Genomic DNA, 15,617 nt, shown 5'->3' with positions numbered 1-15,617 from the left:
CAGAGAGCGCAGAGGACACAGAGGAAGAGTGGAAGGGAGGAGATAAGTAGTCTTAAAGCAGTTCGTATGTGCCTGAGTTGCGCTCTCTGCGTGTATATTTGTCGAAAAGTCCTAGGAGTAGTGAAAAATGACAATGATGCGGATCGGGCTATTGTTCGGGGGGCGATCGGGCGAACACGAAGTCTCAATTAGTTCGGCGCGGGCGATCGCCCGTGCCCTGGCTGCTGAGGAAAATGCCTCTAAATACGAAGTTCTGCCCTTTTATATCCAAAAAAACGGCCGCTGGCTGTCGGGAACATTACCTCAAGAAGTCTTAGCCACAGGAAAACCTCTGGAAATAGAGGAACAAACAGCAGAAGATGATTCTCCCACCTCTGGACAGTTTCCTAATTTTAATGCTGTAGATGTTTGGTTCCCGGTTTTGCACGGGCCAAACGGTGAAGACGGTACGGTGCAAGGGTTGCTGAAATTAATGCAAGTTCCTTTTGTCGGTTCGGGGGTTTTAGGTTCGGCGCTGGGAATGGATAAAATTGCCATGAAAATGGCTTTTGCTCAAGCTGGTTTGCCGCAGGTAAAATACATCGCTGTTAACCGTTCGGAAATCTGGTCTAATCCTTGCGTTTTCCCGAAACTGTGCGACAAAATTGAAGCAGCTTTGGGCTATCCTTGCTTTGTTAAACCGGCGAATTTGGGTTCGTCTGTGGGAATTTCTAAAGCTCGATCGCGCGCTGAGTTAGAATCTGCTCTCGACAGCGCCGCCAGCTACGACAGGCGGATAATTGTCGAAGCGGGTGTGGTTGCTAGAGAATTAGAATGTGCAGTTTTAGGTAACGACAACCCCAAAGCTTCAACGGTGGGAGAAATTACTTTTCAAAGCGATTTCTACGACTACGAAACTAAATATACCCAGGGACAAGCCGACTGCTCAATCCCGGCAAAAGTCAGCGGTGCGATCGTCTCGAAAATCCAAGAAATGGCCGTGCAAGCATTTTTGGCTGTAGACGCAGCAGGTTTAGCGCGAGTAGACTTTTTCTACATTGAATCAACCGGAGAAGTTTTGATTAACGAAATCAACACTTTTCCCGGCTTTACAGCTACCAGTATGTATCCGCAAATGTGGGCAGCCGACGGCATTTCTTTCCCTGAATTAGTAGACCGTTTAATTCAATTAGCTCTCGAACGGCACGGGGAAAAAGGTTGAATCGCGCGCTGCAAACCGCTGCAGTGCCAACCGAAAAGAAATTATTTTCGCAGGTAATATATCCATACCAGCGGAAACGATATAACATAGTTGTGGCAGGCACTGCCTGCCAGCAACCCAATTTACCCTGGCAGAGCAACTGAGAAGTTTCAGCAGTCGGGTATAAATAAATGCACTATAAAATGGTTAACGGAGAAGGGCAAATAGCAGCGCCAATCTCACATCTTGCATCTCAAATTTTAACTCGGTTAACTTAGATGAGACGTTTCACTCAACTGCAGCAGTGGTGGACTTACGGACTGGTATTTCCCCTAGCGGTACTCAACTGCTGGTTAGCCCTCCTAGTCTTTGAATATTTTCGCGCCCTGATTACAGTTTTGGTAGTGGCTACAGTGCTGTCTTTTTTGCTAGATTATCCAGTGCGCTTTCTGCACAGATACGGCTTGAAGCGCGATCGAGCAGTTTTGTCGGTATTGTTTTTGACTTTATTGCTATTGGTGGTTTTAGGTCTGACTCTAGCCCCCATTCTGCTAAACCAAATTACTGAACTGGCCACCCGACTGCCGACTTGGATAGTTTCTGGCACAGAACAGATTGAAGCGTTCAACAAGTGGGCGGAAAATCGCAATCTCCGCATTGATGTCAGCGGTTTGACTACCCAATTGAGCGATCGACTTTCATCTCAATTGCAGTCTCTCACTGGCGAAATTCTCAAATTTGGCTTGGGTGCTGCAGACAGTCTGTTGAATTTCCTCCTCACAATAGTCGTGACATTTTACTTGCTCTTGCACGGCGATCGCGTATGGGAAGGATTGTTTAAATGGTTTCCCTCCAAGCATAGTCTTCAATTGCGAGAGTTGCTGGCGCGAAGCTTCCACAACTACTTCGTCGGCCAAGCAACTTTGGCGGGCTTGATGGGACTGTCTATCACTGTTGCTTTTTTAATTTTGCGAGTTCCCTTCGGATTGCTGTTCGGTTTGGGTGTGGGTGTAATGACTATGATTCCCTTCGGGGCACCTTTCAGTATTTGCATTGTCAGTTTGCTGATCACATTAAACAACTTTTGGCTCGGCGTCACAGTTTTAGCTGTCGCTACAGTAATTGAGCAAATAATTGAAAGCGGGGTTGCTCCTCGGTTATTAGGCGGTTTTATCGGTCTCAATCCTGTGTGGATTTTAGTGTCGCTGCTGGTGGGGGTTAAGGTGGCAGGAATAGCAGGTTTGTTAGTTGCTGTGCCGATGGCTGGTTTTATTAAGAATACTGTTGATGTTTTGGAAAGTTCGAGGAACAAGTCGAGGGAAATCGATTCGGTTAGTTCCATTGAACCTATGGAGCAATAAAATTCCTCCATAGGTTCAAAATTTAGATTTGAAAAGAGTTTTTGCAGGCTATTGTGACCGAAAGCATCCAGGATACAAGCCCCCGAATTTATCTCGCGCAAGTCAATGCTTCAATTCTTTAATCTAAAATCTAAAATCTAAAATCGATTGACTTAGGTTTAGTTGGTACTTTAGCTTGAGGCTTTATATCAAATCCGGTAGCATCGGAATTATTCCTCTCTGTATTCTCTCCCTCTGCGTTCTCTGCGCCCTCTGCGGTTAAATCATTCCGATACAACCGGAAACGATATTACAGGTTTTTTACTTCCTGCTTTCGGGTGAGGCTTTCCGGTGCTTTAGCTGCTATCCTTCCTGGATGCAGGCGGGGTCAAAAACTCCGTTTCTAGGTTAACGTCGATCGCTCACAACGAAGATTTTGCGTAGAAACCTGGTTTTTTTGAGTGCACGATTGTTGTTGACTTCGGATATCAATCCTGTCAGAAACCTCAGCCTAAAGGCGTGAGGCTTGAAAGAGAAATCTAACAGGCCATTCTGACCAGACTAAGCTTTAAATAGCTACGTTATTTAGGTCACGACACCCGCTTGATGCGAAGCTAGTCCCTTGCTCTGTCGCTAGTGGTTAAACAGTCTTAAGGTCACTGAGACAGTGCTGCTAGCCGGCGCAAGCCTTTATAACTTTGTCGAAGCTAACTTTACCCCAGAAATGGGAGTTTGGGGCAACCATTCCCCAAAAATCGGAGAGGTTGCATAAAATTCCCTCTCCGACCCCGAAAGGGGATTTAATTCAATGTAAAGCCGTCCTATAAGGACGGGGCTTCAGACCCAGTTTTTTGGTGAAAAGTTCGCGAGAAATGCGGAATATGCGAGCTGGCTACCGTAGTTTGTATTATCGCACTCAGACAGCAATTCGCCAGTGCAGACCCAGTTCGATCGCACTCAAAAGCTCGAATCCACAGACAATTTGCCTGCCACTGTCCGGTTTCTACCCCAGCTTGTAGGGTAAACCCCACCAGTCAAGCAGATATCATCAATGCTTGAATAAAAATTAAAGAACCTTTAGTTCTAATTTAATTACAGTAGGTGCTAAAAATGCAAAACCATAATTATAACTCTCCCTCTAACTCCCACCAACTCAATACTATGTCAACCAAAAATATGCCTGCTACAACTGTGCGTTCTCGCCGTTTCTATTTGCCGAAAAAACTTGCTTTTTTATCCCTCATTTTGCTCGGCTCCACCGCAACAGTTGGGTGCAACGCCCTAACTTCTCAAGTTCCGGGAAGTTCTAACGCCATTCAAGCTGCACCTTCAACTCCAGCGCCAATCTCAGCATTGCCTGCGAATATACTGCCCTCTCAAGACTCTAATTTTGTTACTAAAGTTGTGCAGGAAGTCGGGCCGGCAGTGGTTCGGATCAATTCGTCTCGCACGGTGACGAACCAAGTTCCAGATGAGATACCCCAGCAATTCCGCCGCTTCTTCGGTTCAGAATCTCCCATTCAACCGGGAAATCGGGTAGAAAGGGGTTCCGGTTCGGGCTTTATTTTTGGTTCTGATGGTCGCATTTTGACTAACGCTCACGTCGTTAACGGGGCGGATACGGTGACGGTAAAACTGAAGGATGGCCGCGAATTTGTCGGTAAAGTTTTAGGGGTAGATACAGTTACTGATGTGGCTGTTGTTAAAATAGAAGCTAACAATTTGCCTGTGGTGAGTTTGGGCAAATCTGAAGAGTTACAGCCGGGAGAATGGGCGATCGCGATCGGCAATCCCCTCGGTTTGGACAATACTGTGACTGTGGGAATTATTAGCGCTACAGGCCGTTCTAGCGCCGATGTCGGCGTTCCCGACAAGCGCGTCAGCTTTATTCAAACCGATGCTGCGATCAATCCTGGCAATTCTGGCGGCCCGCTGCTGAACCAGCGCGGTCAAGTTATCGGCATGAATACGGCGATTATTCAAGGCGCTCAAGGATTGGGTTTTGCTATTCCGATCGATCGAGCACAACAAATTGCCGACCAATTAGTAACAGTAGGAAAAGCCGAACATCCTTATCTCGGCGTTCGGATGTTGAGCATTACTCCCGAAATCAAGAGAGAATTTAATCAAAATCCCAACACAAAATTGAGGCTGACTGAAGATAAAGGCGTGTTAGTTTTGGGAGTTGCGAAAAATTCTCCGGCGGCACAAGCGGGAGTTCGCCTTGCCGATGTGATCAAGAAAATCAACGGTACAGAAGTAACTGATGCTGGCAGCGTACAGCAAATTGTCGAGAAAAGTACAGTGGGCAGCGATCTGCAGCTTGAATTGAGCCGTGGCGGACAACCTGTTACTGTGGCGGTGAAAGCAGGTGCTTTTCCAGCAGATCAGCAGCAGTAGAATTGTTGATTGCAACTTAGATATTGCACCATTGTCAATAATCCTTTTAGGAACAGGCTTTTCGGCCTGTTCCACAAGAAAATTAATCTCTTGTGGAACGGGCATCTTGCCCGTTTTTGAGAATGCTGCAAGAGGTGAGTCTTAATCGGCTTGGTCTGTGAGACGGGGTTTAATCCCCCGTCGGGATGTGGGGGGTACTCATTGTTACCATAATTTATAGAAATCGAACTTGACATCCACCCCGACCGTCGCGGACGGGGATTCCCAAACCTCACGATTTGAATTTCTGCTTCTTCGCAACTGCCTCCACCCTAAAAGAGATTTGGTCTTATGTTCGCTCTCGCGCACTAACCCCGCAAGAGAAAGCGGTTTTTACGTATCGAATACCAAACGGAATTCTTCTCCTGTTTTGATTCTAGGGATGTTTACCATTGCCCTATCCTATGCATCCCGGTCTACCGATTTTGCTTCGCCGCCAGCACCTCGGGCTGAACTTCGCTCGTATAGGCTGTTTGATCCATCGTCTCGGGTGGGTCGTTGACCAATTATATTGTAATATAAAGCCGTCCTAAAAGGACGAGGTTTCTACCCAATTTTCTGATGAAACATTTAAAATCTAGTTCCGCCGACTTGCGGGATTTATTCAAAGACAGCATTACAGTGAAATACCTCGCGGAACCGCTCAAAGCTGTCCCCGCTTGCGAAGACGCAGCCAAATTGCGATCGTGGATGGAGGCCCGCGATTTTGACGTGCTCGGTATTGAAGAAAACGGCACGGTTTGCGGCTATGTGGAACGATCGCACTTAAAGACAGGTAAGTGCAGCGACTACCAGCAAATTTTTCACCCCTCACAATTAATTGCCGCTTCGACTCCTTTGATGGAATTGCTGCCGCTGCTGCGAGAAAAACCCAGATTATTTGTATTAGAAAGCAACAGGATCGACGGGATCGTTACCTGTGGCGATTTACAAAAAGCACCGGTGCGGATGCTGCTGTTTGGATTGGTGACACTTCTCGAAATGAATTTATTGCGGATCGTGCGGATTTACTTTCCCCAAGATTCTTGGCAGAAATTCCTGAAGGGCGATCGCATTTTAGCGGCAAAAAACCTGTGGGAATTGGGGCGATCGCGAAATGAAGCAATTGACTTAATCGATTACCTGCAATTCTGCGACAAGCGAGATTTAATCCTGAGTTCGGCTGAAATAGTCGATCGGCTGGGGCTCAAATCCAAACGCTACGGGGAGCGTTTTTTAAAGTCAGCAGAGGCATTGAGAAACAAATTAGCTCACGCTCAAGATTTAATCAACGGTTCTTCTTGGCCGGAAGTAATTTTTTTAGCTCAGGAAATAGAAGCGCTTTTGCAGCGTTGCGAAGAAATTGAAATGGCCGCACCTAATGAAGTAGAAAGCATTTAATCTTCGTCTTTTAGAGAGAGACTTTGTTTGTATTGTCGCCATTTCAATCGCCTATTTTGATAAAGGAAGGTGCGCCGAAGCGCACCCTACATTTAGTTTTTAATTTTTAGTTTCCGGTTAGTATACTGAGGAACCCAGCCTTGAGCAGTGGTGTAATACTGCAAGGCTTTCAAGTAGAGCGAGGGAGTGAGATAAAACCAATGTTCGGTATTGGCAGGCACTTTAATGTATTCTTCAGCTTGCAGCATTAATTGTACCTGAGAGCCGTTAGAATACACAAACCCAAAAACGCATTCCCCAGCTAAAATGTGAAGAACTTCTGCATCTGTGTGGGTGTGAGTGCGATCGCTTTGAGTCATCAGCGCGTAAATCTGCTGCGAACCTGGATGCAGCACTTTTAAGTCGCACCACCGATATCCGCTGGCGCGCTTAAACTGTTCAAACTCGCTATTATAGGCTGCGAGAATCTGCTGTTTTTCTGTTACATTGAGAATGTCTTGAACTAGCAGTTCTTGAAACGCCGGATTTTCGTTGGCGGGCAGGGAATCGATCTCAATATTTAAAACTGCCAGTTGACTGGCGATCGCCCGGATATCCGTATATGTTCTACCGTCTTCTAGTTGCAGAACAGCCATATTACCACCTAATGTGTTGAGCTTTGAGGGAAATTTAGTTTCCATTTTTAAGCTGCTGTTTTAAGCTTTCGTCAAAAACTAAACTCCTGCTTGTTTTCAATAATAGCCGATCGCTAAAATTCCATGTCCTGCCTCGCCAATCATCAAAGTAATACCACCCATCAAAGAATTTTGTGGGTTTTTTAACTTTTATTTAATAAGATTTACTGGAGTTAATGTAAGGTGCACCATAAGCACCGCACAGCTTAACTAAAAACTCAAAACTTTCAAATCAGCATCCCCGCGATACAAGCAGTCATAAAACAAGCCACAGAGCCAGCAATCATCGCCCTCACGCCCAACCTCGCCAAATCGCCTTGCCGCTGCGGGGCCATCGCGCCAATTCCCCCAATCTGAATCCCGATCGAACCAATGTTAGAAAACCCGCACAAAGCATAAGTCGAGATAATTTGCGATCGTTCAGAAATCGCCTGTTGTTTCACCAATTCCATCAAATCTAAATAAGCAATAAACTCATTCAAAATCGTTTTTTTTCCCAAAACAATCCCCACCTCTGCACAATCAGCCCAAGGCACCCCCATCAGCCAAGCAACCGGAGCCATCAAATAAGCAAAAATTAATTCTAGCGACAACTGAGGCAAACTAATTAGCCCTCCAAACCACCCCAAAAGCGCATTAAAAAAAGCCAACAAACCCAAAAAAGCAATCAGCATAGCAGCCACATTCGCCGCTAACTTCAACCCGTCGCTAGCACCCGAAGCCGCCGCATCCACCGCATTAGCATAAACCTGTTCCACCTTCACCTCCACCTCCCCAGCAGTCAGCGACTTTTCAGTTTCTGGGTACAGCAATTTAGAAATAGCCAAAGCTGCTGGTGCAGACATCACCGACGCCGCAATTAAATGTTGAGCCGGTACTCCAAAAGAAATATAAGCTGCCATGACTCCGCCGGCAATTGTGGCAAATCCTCCCGTCATGACAGCATGGAGTTCCGAGAGCGTCATCGCCGCAAAATAAGGTTTAATTAACAAAGGAGCTTCCGTTTGCCCGATAAAGATATTCGCAGCACAAGAAAGCGTTTCTGCGCCCGAAGTTTTCATGGTTTTAATCATCAACCATGCCACTCCTTGCACAACTCGCTGCAAAATGCCGTAGTGATAAAGTATGGTGATAAACGAAGAGAAAAAAATGATATTCGGCAGCACTTTGAAAGCGATAAAGTGTTCGGCAAAATTGTCTCCAAATATAAACTTTGCTCCCGCATCAGAAAAATTGAGAAACTGCGTCACCATATCTCCCAAAAATTTAAAGACAGCCAAACCAGGAGCAGTTTTGAGAATCAAAATAGCAAAAATTAGCTGTAAAGCAATTCCCCACAATACGGGCGGCCATTTGACAGCGCGCCGATCGACTGAAAAGACGTAGGACAAACCGACAAAAACAGCTAACCCGAATACAGAAATAAGTCGTTCCATTTAGCAATTTTTAGAGAAGGTGCAGCAAGCATTTATCGTTACCAGGCTCTGGTAATCCAGATTAACAGTCCGAGCCTTCTTTATCTCGTTTCCAGAGGTCGCCATGAGTTCGCGGCGCGGGCAGCACAGCCCCGGAGGGCGTATAATACACGATGCAGCCCGATCGCATACAATCTCAGCCAGTTTCGCTTACAATAAAAGGCTAAACCTCAAAATCACGGCGCAGCCTAATTGCTGCTACTTTTATGTCTCTACCTATAGTTGCTATTATTGGACGCCCCAATGTAGGCAAATCGACGCTCGTCAACCGTTTAGCCAACACCCAAGACGCGATCGTCCACGACGAACCGGGAATCACGCGCGATCGCACTTACAGACCAGCATACTGGGGCGATCGGGAATATCAAGTCGTAGACACCGGCGGGCTAGTATTCGACGACGAGACAGAATTTCTGCCTTTAATTCGCGAACAAGCAATGGCGGCCCTCGCAGAAGCCAGCGCAGCCATTTTCGTAGTTGACGGAAAAACCGGGCTCACCGGCGGCGACGAATCGATCGCATCTTGGCTGAGACTGCAAAAAGTCCCAGTCATTCTCGCAGTCAACAAATGCGAATCCGAAAATACAGGACTCACCCAAGCAGCAGACTTTTGGCAATTGGGGCTCGGAGAACCTTTCCCAGTTTCCGGCATTCACGGCAACGGCACCGGCGAATTGCTTGACAAATTAATTACTTATCTTCCCACGGAAGTATTACCAGAAGTTGAGGAAATTAAAGTAGCAATTATCGGTCGTCCCAACGTCGGCAAATCGAGTTTGTTAAACGCATTTCTCGGAGAAAACCGCGCCATAGTCAGCCCGATTTCCGGCACAACCCGCGACGCGATCGACACCTTAGTAGAACGGAACGGTAAAACCTACCGCCTGATCGACACCGCCGGAATTCGGAAAAAGAAAAACGTCGAATACGGCGCAGAATTTTTCGGCATCAACCGCGCTTTCAAAGCCATCCGCCGCGCCAACGTCATACTGTTAGTAATTGACGCAATTGACGGCGTTACGGATCAAGACCAAAAATTAGCCGATCGCATCAGCCAAGAAGGTCGAGCCTGCATCATAGTCGTCAACAAATGGGACGCAGTAGAAAAAGACTCCGACACAATATACGAGTACGAAAGAGAAGTCAGAACCCGACTTTATTTCCTCGACTGGGCAGAAATGATTTTTGTTAGCGCCATGAGTGGACAGCGAGTTGAAAAAATCATTGAATTAGTAGACAAAGCCTCCGACGAACACAAGCGCCGCGTCACTACCGCCGTGATTAACGAAGTCATAGAAGAAGCCACAACCTGGCACTCAGCCCCAGTTACCCGCCAAGGAAAACAAGGCAAAATCTATTACGGTACTCAAGTGCGATCGCAGCCACCGACAATCGCCCTATTCGTCAACGATCCCAAACGCTTCACCGAAAATTACCGCCGCTACATGGAAAGCCAATTCCGCAAACACCTCGGCTTTACCGGTACACCAATGCGGCTACTTTGGAGAGGCAAAAAAGTTCGTGCCACCGAAATGAGCACAACAAACAGAGCACTGCGCGTCAAGTAATTTTCGATTTTAGATTTTGGATTTTAGATTGAAGAAAAGATGCTGTTAGATGATATAATTTGTTGCCAATTACAGCCCAATTTTTCATCTAAAATCTAAATATCGGATGAATGAACAAGAGTTTAAACACAGAACCAAGCAGCTAGCATTAAGAGTTATTAAGCTAGTAAGTTCACTGCCAAAAAATACCGTTTCCGAGGTAATTGGCAAGCAGTTAATTCGTTCAGCAACTTCTGTAGGGGCTAACTATCGAGCAGCTTGTCGCGCTAGGTCAACAGCAGACTTAATTGCCAAACTCAGAATAGTGGAAGAAGAAGCGGATGAATCTTTGTACTGGATGGAGTTGATAGTTGAAGCTAAATTAGTAGATGCCACTAATTTGAGGAGTATTATGTCAGAAACGAATGAAATTTTAGCGATGACAGTTGCCTCCATCAAAACTTTAATTGCTAAAAACCCAGCAGCAAACCGCAAATAAAAAAATCTCAAATTCCCCAAAAATTCCCAACCTAAAATCAACAAAGAAATAAAACAATCCCCAATCAATCAAATAGTCCCCAATCAATCCCCAGTCAATCAAACAATCCCCAATCAAACAATCCCCAATCAATCAATCAAAAAATCCCCAATCAAAAAATCTAAAATCTAAAATCTAAAATCTAAAATCGCCAAATGGACTTACTTCGATCGCTCCCCATAGGACTATACCTAGAACAACCAGTAACCTGGCTTCACCGGCTAGACTCCCGCGTAAAACTAGCCTGGTTGATGACATTTCTGATTGCGCCCATACTCGCCAATCCCATCTGGCGGTTCATGCTAGTAGGAATGTTAATCGTACTGACACTAACAGCAGCAATTCCCTGGCGCGTGTGGAAACAGCAAATGGGACTTCTGCTGCTATTCTGCCTATTACTATTTTGCCTCAGCGCGATCGCCCCCGACGGACTCCCTGCAGAACACCAGCCCCGCATCCCCGCCGACGAATTAACCTTTTCCCAACAGCCCGCAACTCTTCCACCCCCGCCCCAACCAAAACCCTGGTACAAACCTTTTAACTTAGGCTCAAACTCCCCAATCCCCAATACCAAAGCCCCAAGCCCAAATCAACTCCCCCAACCTACAAACTACCGTTACGTTGTATTCAAACAAGGCCCGATTAAAATCACCCGCAAATCCCTAGATTTAGCTATCAACGTCAGCACCCTATTTTTCACAGTAATTTACAGCACCAACCTCTACCTTCTCACCACAGCCAGCGAAGAAATTACCGCCGCCCTTGAAAACTTAATGCAGCCCTTGCGCCGCTTGAACTGGCCTATTACCGAAATAGCCTTAACATTAACTTTATCTTTGCGATTCATTCCCCTAGTATTGGAAGAAATACAAAATTTAGTGCGATCGGTCAGAACCAGAGCGATAAACTGGAAAAAACTCGGATTTCGCAGCGCCGCTCAAGTGTGGTTGATGATAGCTGAGCGGCTGTTAGAAAACTTGCTTTTGCGAGCTGAACAAATAGCCAGCGCCATGAAAGTTCGCGGCTTCACCAGTCCCGATCGACACCGTGTAGAATGGCACCAGTTGCAATTGAAAATCCGAGACTGGATCGCCCTCGGCTGCTTGCTCCTCCTCTGGAGCGCCCGCTTTGTTTGGGGGTGGGACAGTTAAGATTTTAGATTTTAGATTTTAGATTTTAGATTGAAGAATTTTGAAGAATTGGGAATGACTGATTCGATCGGGGTTTGGAACACGGGCCTACATTTGAGTAAATTTTGTCTGGTACGCGACAGTCCTGCTAAAGTAATGGAGACAAATATTTAGAGAACCAATACCTTGAACATCTATCTTGGGACAGATGTTGCGATTTTATATTTTAGTTTTTAGATTTTAGATTGATTAGATTTGAGATTGAAGAATTGGGAAGGAAAGATTCGAGCGGGCTTTGAAGCACGGACATACATTTGAGTCAATACGCTTGGGTTAGTGCTAAAAAAACCGATCGTGCGTAGGTTGGGTTGAGGAACGAAACCCAACATTTTCGCTACAATTTTCCTTAACTGAACCGTATTGACATTTGAGTAAATTTTGTCTGGTGCGCGACAGTCCTGCTAAAGTAATGGAGACAAATATTTAGAGAACCAAGACCTTGAACATCTATCTTGGGACAGATATCGTATATGTTCCGCGCATTCAAGCCGCATTAGACCGGTTTGGCGATCGCTTCCTCGAAAAAGTTTACACGCCCGCCGAACAAAGGGATTGCGGGCAACTAAATTCTCAACACAGCAGCATTAAAGGTAAAATGAATCGAGTTTCCTGCAACCAGCTAGCGGGCCGCTGGGCAGCAAAAGAAGCCGTTGTCAAAGCTCTAGGCACGGGATGGCGGGGAATACGGTATGCAGATGTGGAAATTCGGCGCTCCGAAAACGGTGCTCCAAATGTGCAACTGCACGGAACCGCAGCAGCACAAGCCTCTGTTTGGGGAAATTGCCAGTGGCAATTAAGCCTCAGCCACGACGGAGACTATTGCACGGCTACGGCGATCGCCCTTTGTACCCCGCCGTCAAACAACGCCGTCGGGCGATCGAGCGAAACTAAAATCTAAAATCGAAATCTTTAATCTAAAATTGATAGATTGTGAGCGTTAATGACTACCGAAACTTACCTGAATCATCCCAACTTTGGCCTCCTCTTCAGGGTATCCCAGGTTGAAGACAGCCAAGAATTATTTACCACCCTATACGCCCAACGCCTGTTTTTTTTGGTGACAAACGGCCCTGGCGGGCTGAGATTTGAACCAATCAGCCGCTCCGACGCTCGCCTCATGGTCGAAATTCGCCTGCGAACCCTGCGTCGCAGCGGTCAATATCAGGAGTACGACCAATTGCAGACCATTCACCAGCGCACATTTCAATAACGAAAATCAGTAATTTGGTAATTGGTAACTGTCTTAATTTTCCTTCCCTCCCGTCAAGAGCGTTGAGCACCCATGACCATAGCCTCTCGAATTAACAGCATTCGCCAACACTTGCCCCAATCAGTGCGGTTAATTGCCGTTACCAAACAGGTACCGACTGATGCTATCCGCGAAGCATACGAGGCCGGTATCCGGGATTTTGGCGAGAGTAAGGTTCAAGAGACTGCAGAAAAACAAAGCCAACTGCAAGATTTGCCGGATATCAACTGGCACTTGATCGGCCACTTGCAAGCCAACAAAGCTGCCAAGGCCCTAGAGCATTTCCAGTGGATTCACTCTCTCGACAATTTAAAACTCGCTCAGCGACTTTCGCGCTTGGCGGGGGAAATGTCCTGCTCTCCCCAAGTCTGCCTGCAAGTCAAAATGTTGCCCGACCCGGACAAATACGGCTGGAGCGTTCCAGAACTCCTTGCCGACCTTCCCGAACTCAACAAATGTCAGCATATCAAAATTCAAGGTTTGATGACAATTCCTCCGCTGGGATTAGATGACTCCCAAATCCTAGAATTATTTAACAGCACCCGCGAACTTGCACAGAAAATCCAGCAGCAAAATTTGCCCTGCATTCAAATGCACCAGCTCTCGATGGGGATGTCGGGAGATTATCATTTGGCAATTCAAGCAGGTGCTACTATGGTACGGCTAGGACAAACCTTATTTGGCTCTAGGAGGGGATAAATAATTGAAATCTTCTGATAAAGACAATTTGGGTTAAATATAGAATAGTCAGCCACCCGCGACTAACGCGCAACGCGAGTATAGTCGGGGCAGCAAAGTCGTGAAGGAGCGTAAATCATGAATATTTTTTCTAAACTGCGAGATTTTGTAGGCATCAACAATGAGCCTGAGTACGATGACGTATACGACGAAACTGAAGGGGAGCGGTATCAGAACTTTTACCAAGCGCCTGAACCCAACCCCGCTGCCGTCGCAGCAGCCGAAGAAGAACGTCGTCAAAATCGTAGAATGCGAGAGCGGTCAGTAGTAGGATCGACAGGTATGGATGTCGTTGCACCAACCGGGGGAGTAGGGTCAGTAATGAATAACGTGATTGGAATGCCTGGAGCTATGAACGGGATTTCGGAAGTAGTAGTAATGGAGCCGCGCACTTTTGAAGAGATGCCGGCAGCAATTCGAGCCCTTAAGGAACGGAAGTCTGTGGTTTTGAACCTGACGGTGATGGACCCAGACCAAGCGCAAAGAGCTGTGGACTTTGTGGCGGGCGGTACTTATGCCCTTGACGGTCATCAAGAGCGAATTGGCGAAAGTATTTTCTTGTTTACGCCTAGCTGCGTGCAGGTGAGAACTCAGTCGGGTGTGGTTCACGAAGTGCCTCCTGCTCAAGGACGCCCTCGTGCTGCTGCTCCTGCACCCACAGTCTGGCCTGCAGAACAAGCTCCCATCGCTCAGTAGTTATTAGTCAGCAGTTATTAGTCATTAGTCATCTGTCTTTAGTCTTTAGTTATTAGCCAGTAAGCTTTTAACTAGCCAGATCCTGAATTTTGTATTCCTTAGTTCTGGGTTCTTAACTCTTAGCTAAGGCAGTTGACTGATAACTAATGGCAACTAATAACTAATGACTAGCATAAAATAGTAAGGTGCGTCGCTTTGAGATGTTCGATAAAACTTGTAGATTGTTGCGGGCGACGCACCCTACAAGGTAGCACTGTAGACTAATGACTAATGACTAATGACTAATGACTAATGACTAATGACTAACATAAAATTTGGTACGATCGGCGGCGGGGTAATGGGAGAAGCTCTCTTATCCCGCTTAATTGCACAAAAAGTTTATTTGCCTTCAGAAATCTTGGTGAGCGACCCACAACTTCAACGCCGCCAATTTTTGACTGAAACCTACGGGATTGGAACAACAGCCAGCAATCTAGAAGTTGCTGCGGCTACAGAAGTGCTGTTTTTGGCGATTAAACCGCAAGTTTTTGATACGGTAGCTTTGGAGTTGGCTGTGGCGGCCGATCGCAAACAGGGAAATAATGGAGAAACGGCTAATTCCCAGCCAGAAGCGCTGGTAGTGTCGATTTTGGCAGGAGTGCCACTGAGCAAGCTAGAACCGGCGTTTCCCGGGCGGGGAGTGCTGCGGGTGATGCCGAATACTCCAGCAACAGTAGGGGCGGGAATGAGCGCGATCGCTCCGGGAAAACTTGTTCAACCGGCTGATTTAGAATTGGTAAAGCGCATCTTTCAGGCCGTGGGAGAAGTGGTAGAAGTACCTGAGAGTATGCTGGATGCGGTGACAGGGCTTTCGGGTTCCGGGCCTGGTTATGTAGCAATTTTGATAGAGGCCTTGACAGATGGCGGAGTTTGTGCAGGACTGCCACGGGCGATCGCCTCTCAATTAGCTTTACAAACAGTATTCGGTACGGCGAAGCTAATGCAAGAAACGGGAATGCACCCAGCACAATTGAAAGATCAAGTTACAAGTCCCGGCGGCACAACTATTGCGGGAATTGCTAAATTAGAGAGTAACGGCTTTCGTTCTGCGCTGATCGAAGCAGTGAAAGCAGCTTGTTTGCGTTCTCAAGAATTGGGCAAATAAGTCAGGAATAACGCACAGAAACTATCA

14 protein-coding genes are annotated in these 15,617 nt (G+C 46.5%); 12 read left to right on the top strand and 2 right to left on the bottom strand.

Features of this window, described 5'->3' with window-relative positions; all coding sequences use genetic code 11:
• Nucleotides 1-127: 127 nt before the first annotated feature.
• The 4 genes from QUB16_RS07760 (at nt 128) to QUB16_RS07745 (ending at nt 6,339) form a co-directional block, all read left to right on the top strand.
• Nucleotides 128-1,201, top strand: coding sequence for a D-alanine--D-alanine ligase family protein (locus QUB16_RS07760; RefSeq protein WP_333315287.1), 1,074 nt, complete (start codon nt 128-130; stop codon nt 1,199-1,201).
• Between the two features lie 257 nt (nt 1,202-1,458).
• Nucleotides 1,459-2,541, top strand: coding sequence for an AI-2E family transporter (locus QUB16_RS07755; protein ID WP_333315286.1), 1,083 nt, complete (start codon nt 1,459-1,461; stop codon nt 2,539-2,541).
• Nucleotides 2,542-3,681: 1,140 nt separating this feature from the next.
• The gene (locus QUB16_RS07750) at nt 3,682-4,920 is read left to right on the top strand and encodes an HhoA/HhoB/HtrA family serine endopeptidase (protein ID WP_445251104.1); all 1,239 of its coding nucleotides are present in this window, start codon (nt 3,682-3,684) and stop codon (nt 4,918-4,920) included.
• Between the two features lie 600 nt (nt 4,921-5,520).
• Complete coding sequence (locus QUB16_RS07745; RefSeq protein ID WP_333315284.1) at nt 5,521-6,339, top strand: hypothetical protein; 819 nt, start codon at nt 5,521-5,523, stop codon at nt 6,337-6,339.
• Between the two features lie 92 nt (nt 6,340-6,431).
• Here the strand turns inward: QUB16_RS07745 and QUB16_RS07740 are convergent, their stop codons facing one another.
• Nucleotides 6,432-7,019 (bottom strand): acireductone dioxygenase, encoded by a 588-nt coding sequence (locus QUB16_RS07740; RefSeq protein ID WP_333315283.1) that lies wholly within the window; start codon nt 7,017-7,019, stop codon nt 6,432-6,434.
• 221 nt (nt 7,020-7,240) lie between these two features.
• A complete protein-coding gene (locus QUB16_RS07735; protein WP_333315281.1) occupies nt 7,241-8,449 on the bottom strand; it encodes a NupC/NupG family nucleoside CNT transporter in 1,209 nt (402 codons plus the stop codon).
• 245 nt (nt 8,450-8,694) lie between these two features.
• Between QUB16_RS07735 and der the strand changes: the two genes are divergently transcribed.
• The 8 genes from der to proC all read left to right on the top strand — a co-directional run bounded on the left by der (nt 8,695) and on the right by proC (nt 15,590).
• Nucleotides 8,695-10,056, top strand: coding sequence for a ribosome biogenesis GTPase Der (gene der / locus QUB16_RS07730; RefSeq protein WP_333103879.1), 1,362 nt, complete (start codon nt 8,695-8,697; stop codon nt 10,054-10,056).
• Between the two features lie 106 nt (nt 10,057-10,162).
• A complete protein-coding gene (locus QUB16_RS07725) occupies nt 10,163-10,534 on the top strand; it encodes a four helix bundle protein (protein WP_333207154.1) in 372 nt (123 codons plus the stop codon).
• A 194-nt stretch (nt 10,535-10,728) separates the two neighbouring features.
• Nucleotides 10,729-11,724, top strand: a complete 996-nt coding sequence (locus QUB16_RS07720) for an energy-coupling factor transporter transmembrane protein EcfT (RefSeq protein ID WP_333315280.1) — start codon at nt 10,729-10,731, stop codon at nt 11,722-11,724.
• Nucleotides 11,725-12,202: 478 nt separating this feature from the next.
• Entirely contained in the window at nt 12,203-12,661 is a 459-nt protein-coding gene (gene acpS, locus QUB16_RS07715) for a holo-ACP synthase (protein ID WP_333293117.1), read from the top strand.
• A 42-nt stretch (nt 12,662-12,703) separates the two neighbouring features.
• Nucleotides 12,704-12,973 (top strand): transcriptional coactivator PipX, encoded by a 270-nt coding sequence (gene pipX, locus QUB16_RS07710; RefSeq protein WP_006634205.1) that lies wholly within the window; start codon nt 12,704-12,706, stop codon nt 12,971-12,973.
• A gap of 72 nt (nt 12,974-13,045) precedes the next feature.
• Entirely contained in the window at nt 13,046-13,711 is a 666-nt protein-coding gene (locus tag QUB16_RS07705; RefSeq protein ID WP_333315278.1) for a YggS family pyridoxal phosphate-dependent enzyme, read from the top strand.
• Nucleotides 13,712-13,828: 117 nt separating this feature from the next.
• A complete protein-coding gene (locus QUB16_RS07700; RefSeq protein WP_333315277.1) occupies nt 13,829-14,446 on the top strand; it encodes a cell division protein SepF in 618 nt (205 codons plus the stop codon).
• Between the two features lie 298 nt (nt 14,447-14,744).
• Nucleotides 14,745-15,590 (top strand): pyrroline-5-carboxylate reductase, encoded by an 846-nt coding sequence (gene proC, locus QUB16_RS07695; RefSeq protein WP_333315276.1) that lies wholly within the window; start codon nt 14,745-14,747, stop codon nt 15,588-15,590.
• Nucleotides 15,591-15,617 lie beyond the last annotated feature (27 nt).

The sequence above is a fragment of the Microcoleus sp. D3_18a_C4 genome, from assembly GCF_036702415.1.
Lineage (GTDB): Bacteria > Cyanobacteriota > Cyanobacteriia > Cyanobacteriales > Microcoleaceae > Microcoleus.
This window is presented reverse-complemented; position numbering and strand designations above follow the sequence as displayed.

What these genes read in the sequence shown, in the direction of transcription:
- QUB16_RS07760 (WP_333315287.1), top strand. Translation starts at nt 128, where the DNA reads ATGACAATGATGCGGATCGGGCTATTGTTCGGGGGGCGATCGGGCGAA.
- QUB16_RS07755 (WP_333315286.1), top strand. Translation starts at nt 1,459, where the DNA reads ATGAGACGTTTCACTCAACTGCAGCAGTGGTGGACTTACGGACTGGTA.
- QUB16_RS07750 (WP_445251104.1), top strand. Translation starts at nt 3,682, where the DNA reads ATGTCAACCAAAAATATGCCTGCTACAACTGTGCGTTCTCGCCGTTTC.
- QUB16_RS07745 (WP_333315284.1), top strand. Translation starts at nt 5,521, where the DNA reads ATGAAACATTTAAAATCTAGTTCCGCCGACTTGCGGGATTTATTCAAA.
- QUB16_RS07740 (WP_333315283.1), bottom strand. Translation starts at nt 7,019, where the DNA reads ATGGAAACTAAATTTCCCTCAAAGCTCAACACATTAGGTGGTAATATG.
- QUB16_RS07735 (WP_333315281.1), bottom strand. Translation starts at nt 8,449, where the DNA reads ATGGAACGACTTATTTCTGTATTCGGGTTAGCTGTTTTTGTCGGTTTG.
- der (WP_333103879.1), top strand. Translation starts at nt 8,695, where the DNA reads ATGTCTCTACCTATAGTTGCTATTATTGGACGCCCCAATGTAGGCAAA.
- QUB16_RS07725 (WP_333207154.1), top strand. Translation starts at nt 10,163, where the DNA reads ATGAATGAACAAGAGTTTAAACACAGAACCAAGCAGCTAGCATTAAGA.
- QUB16_RS07720 (WP_333315280.1), top strand. Translation starts at nt 10,729, where the DNA reads ATGGACTTACTTCGATCGCTCCCCATAGGACTATACCTAGAACAACCA.
- pipX (WP_006634205.1), top strand. Translation starts at nt 12,704, where the DNA reads ATGACTACCGAAACTTACCTGAATCATCCCAACTTTGGCCTCCTCTTC.
- QUB16_RS07705 (WP_333315278.1), top strand. Translation starts at nt 13,046, where the DNA reads ATGACCATAGCCTCTCGAATTAACAGCATTCGCCAACACTTGCCCCAA.
- QUB16_RS07700 (WP_333315277.1), top strand. Translation starts at nt 13,829, where the DNA reads ATGAATATTTTTTCTAAACTGCGAGATTTTGTAGGCATCAACAATGAG.
- proC (WP_333315276.1), top strand. Translation starts at nt 14,745, where the DNA reads ATGACTAACATAAAATTTGGTACGATCGGCGGCGGGGTAATGGGAGAA.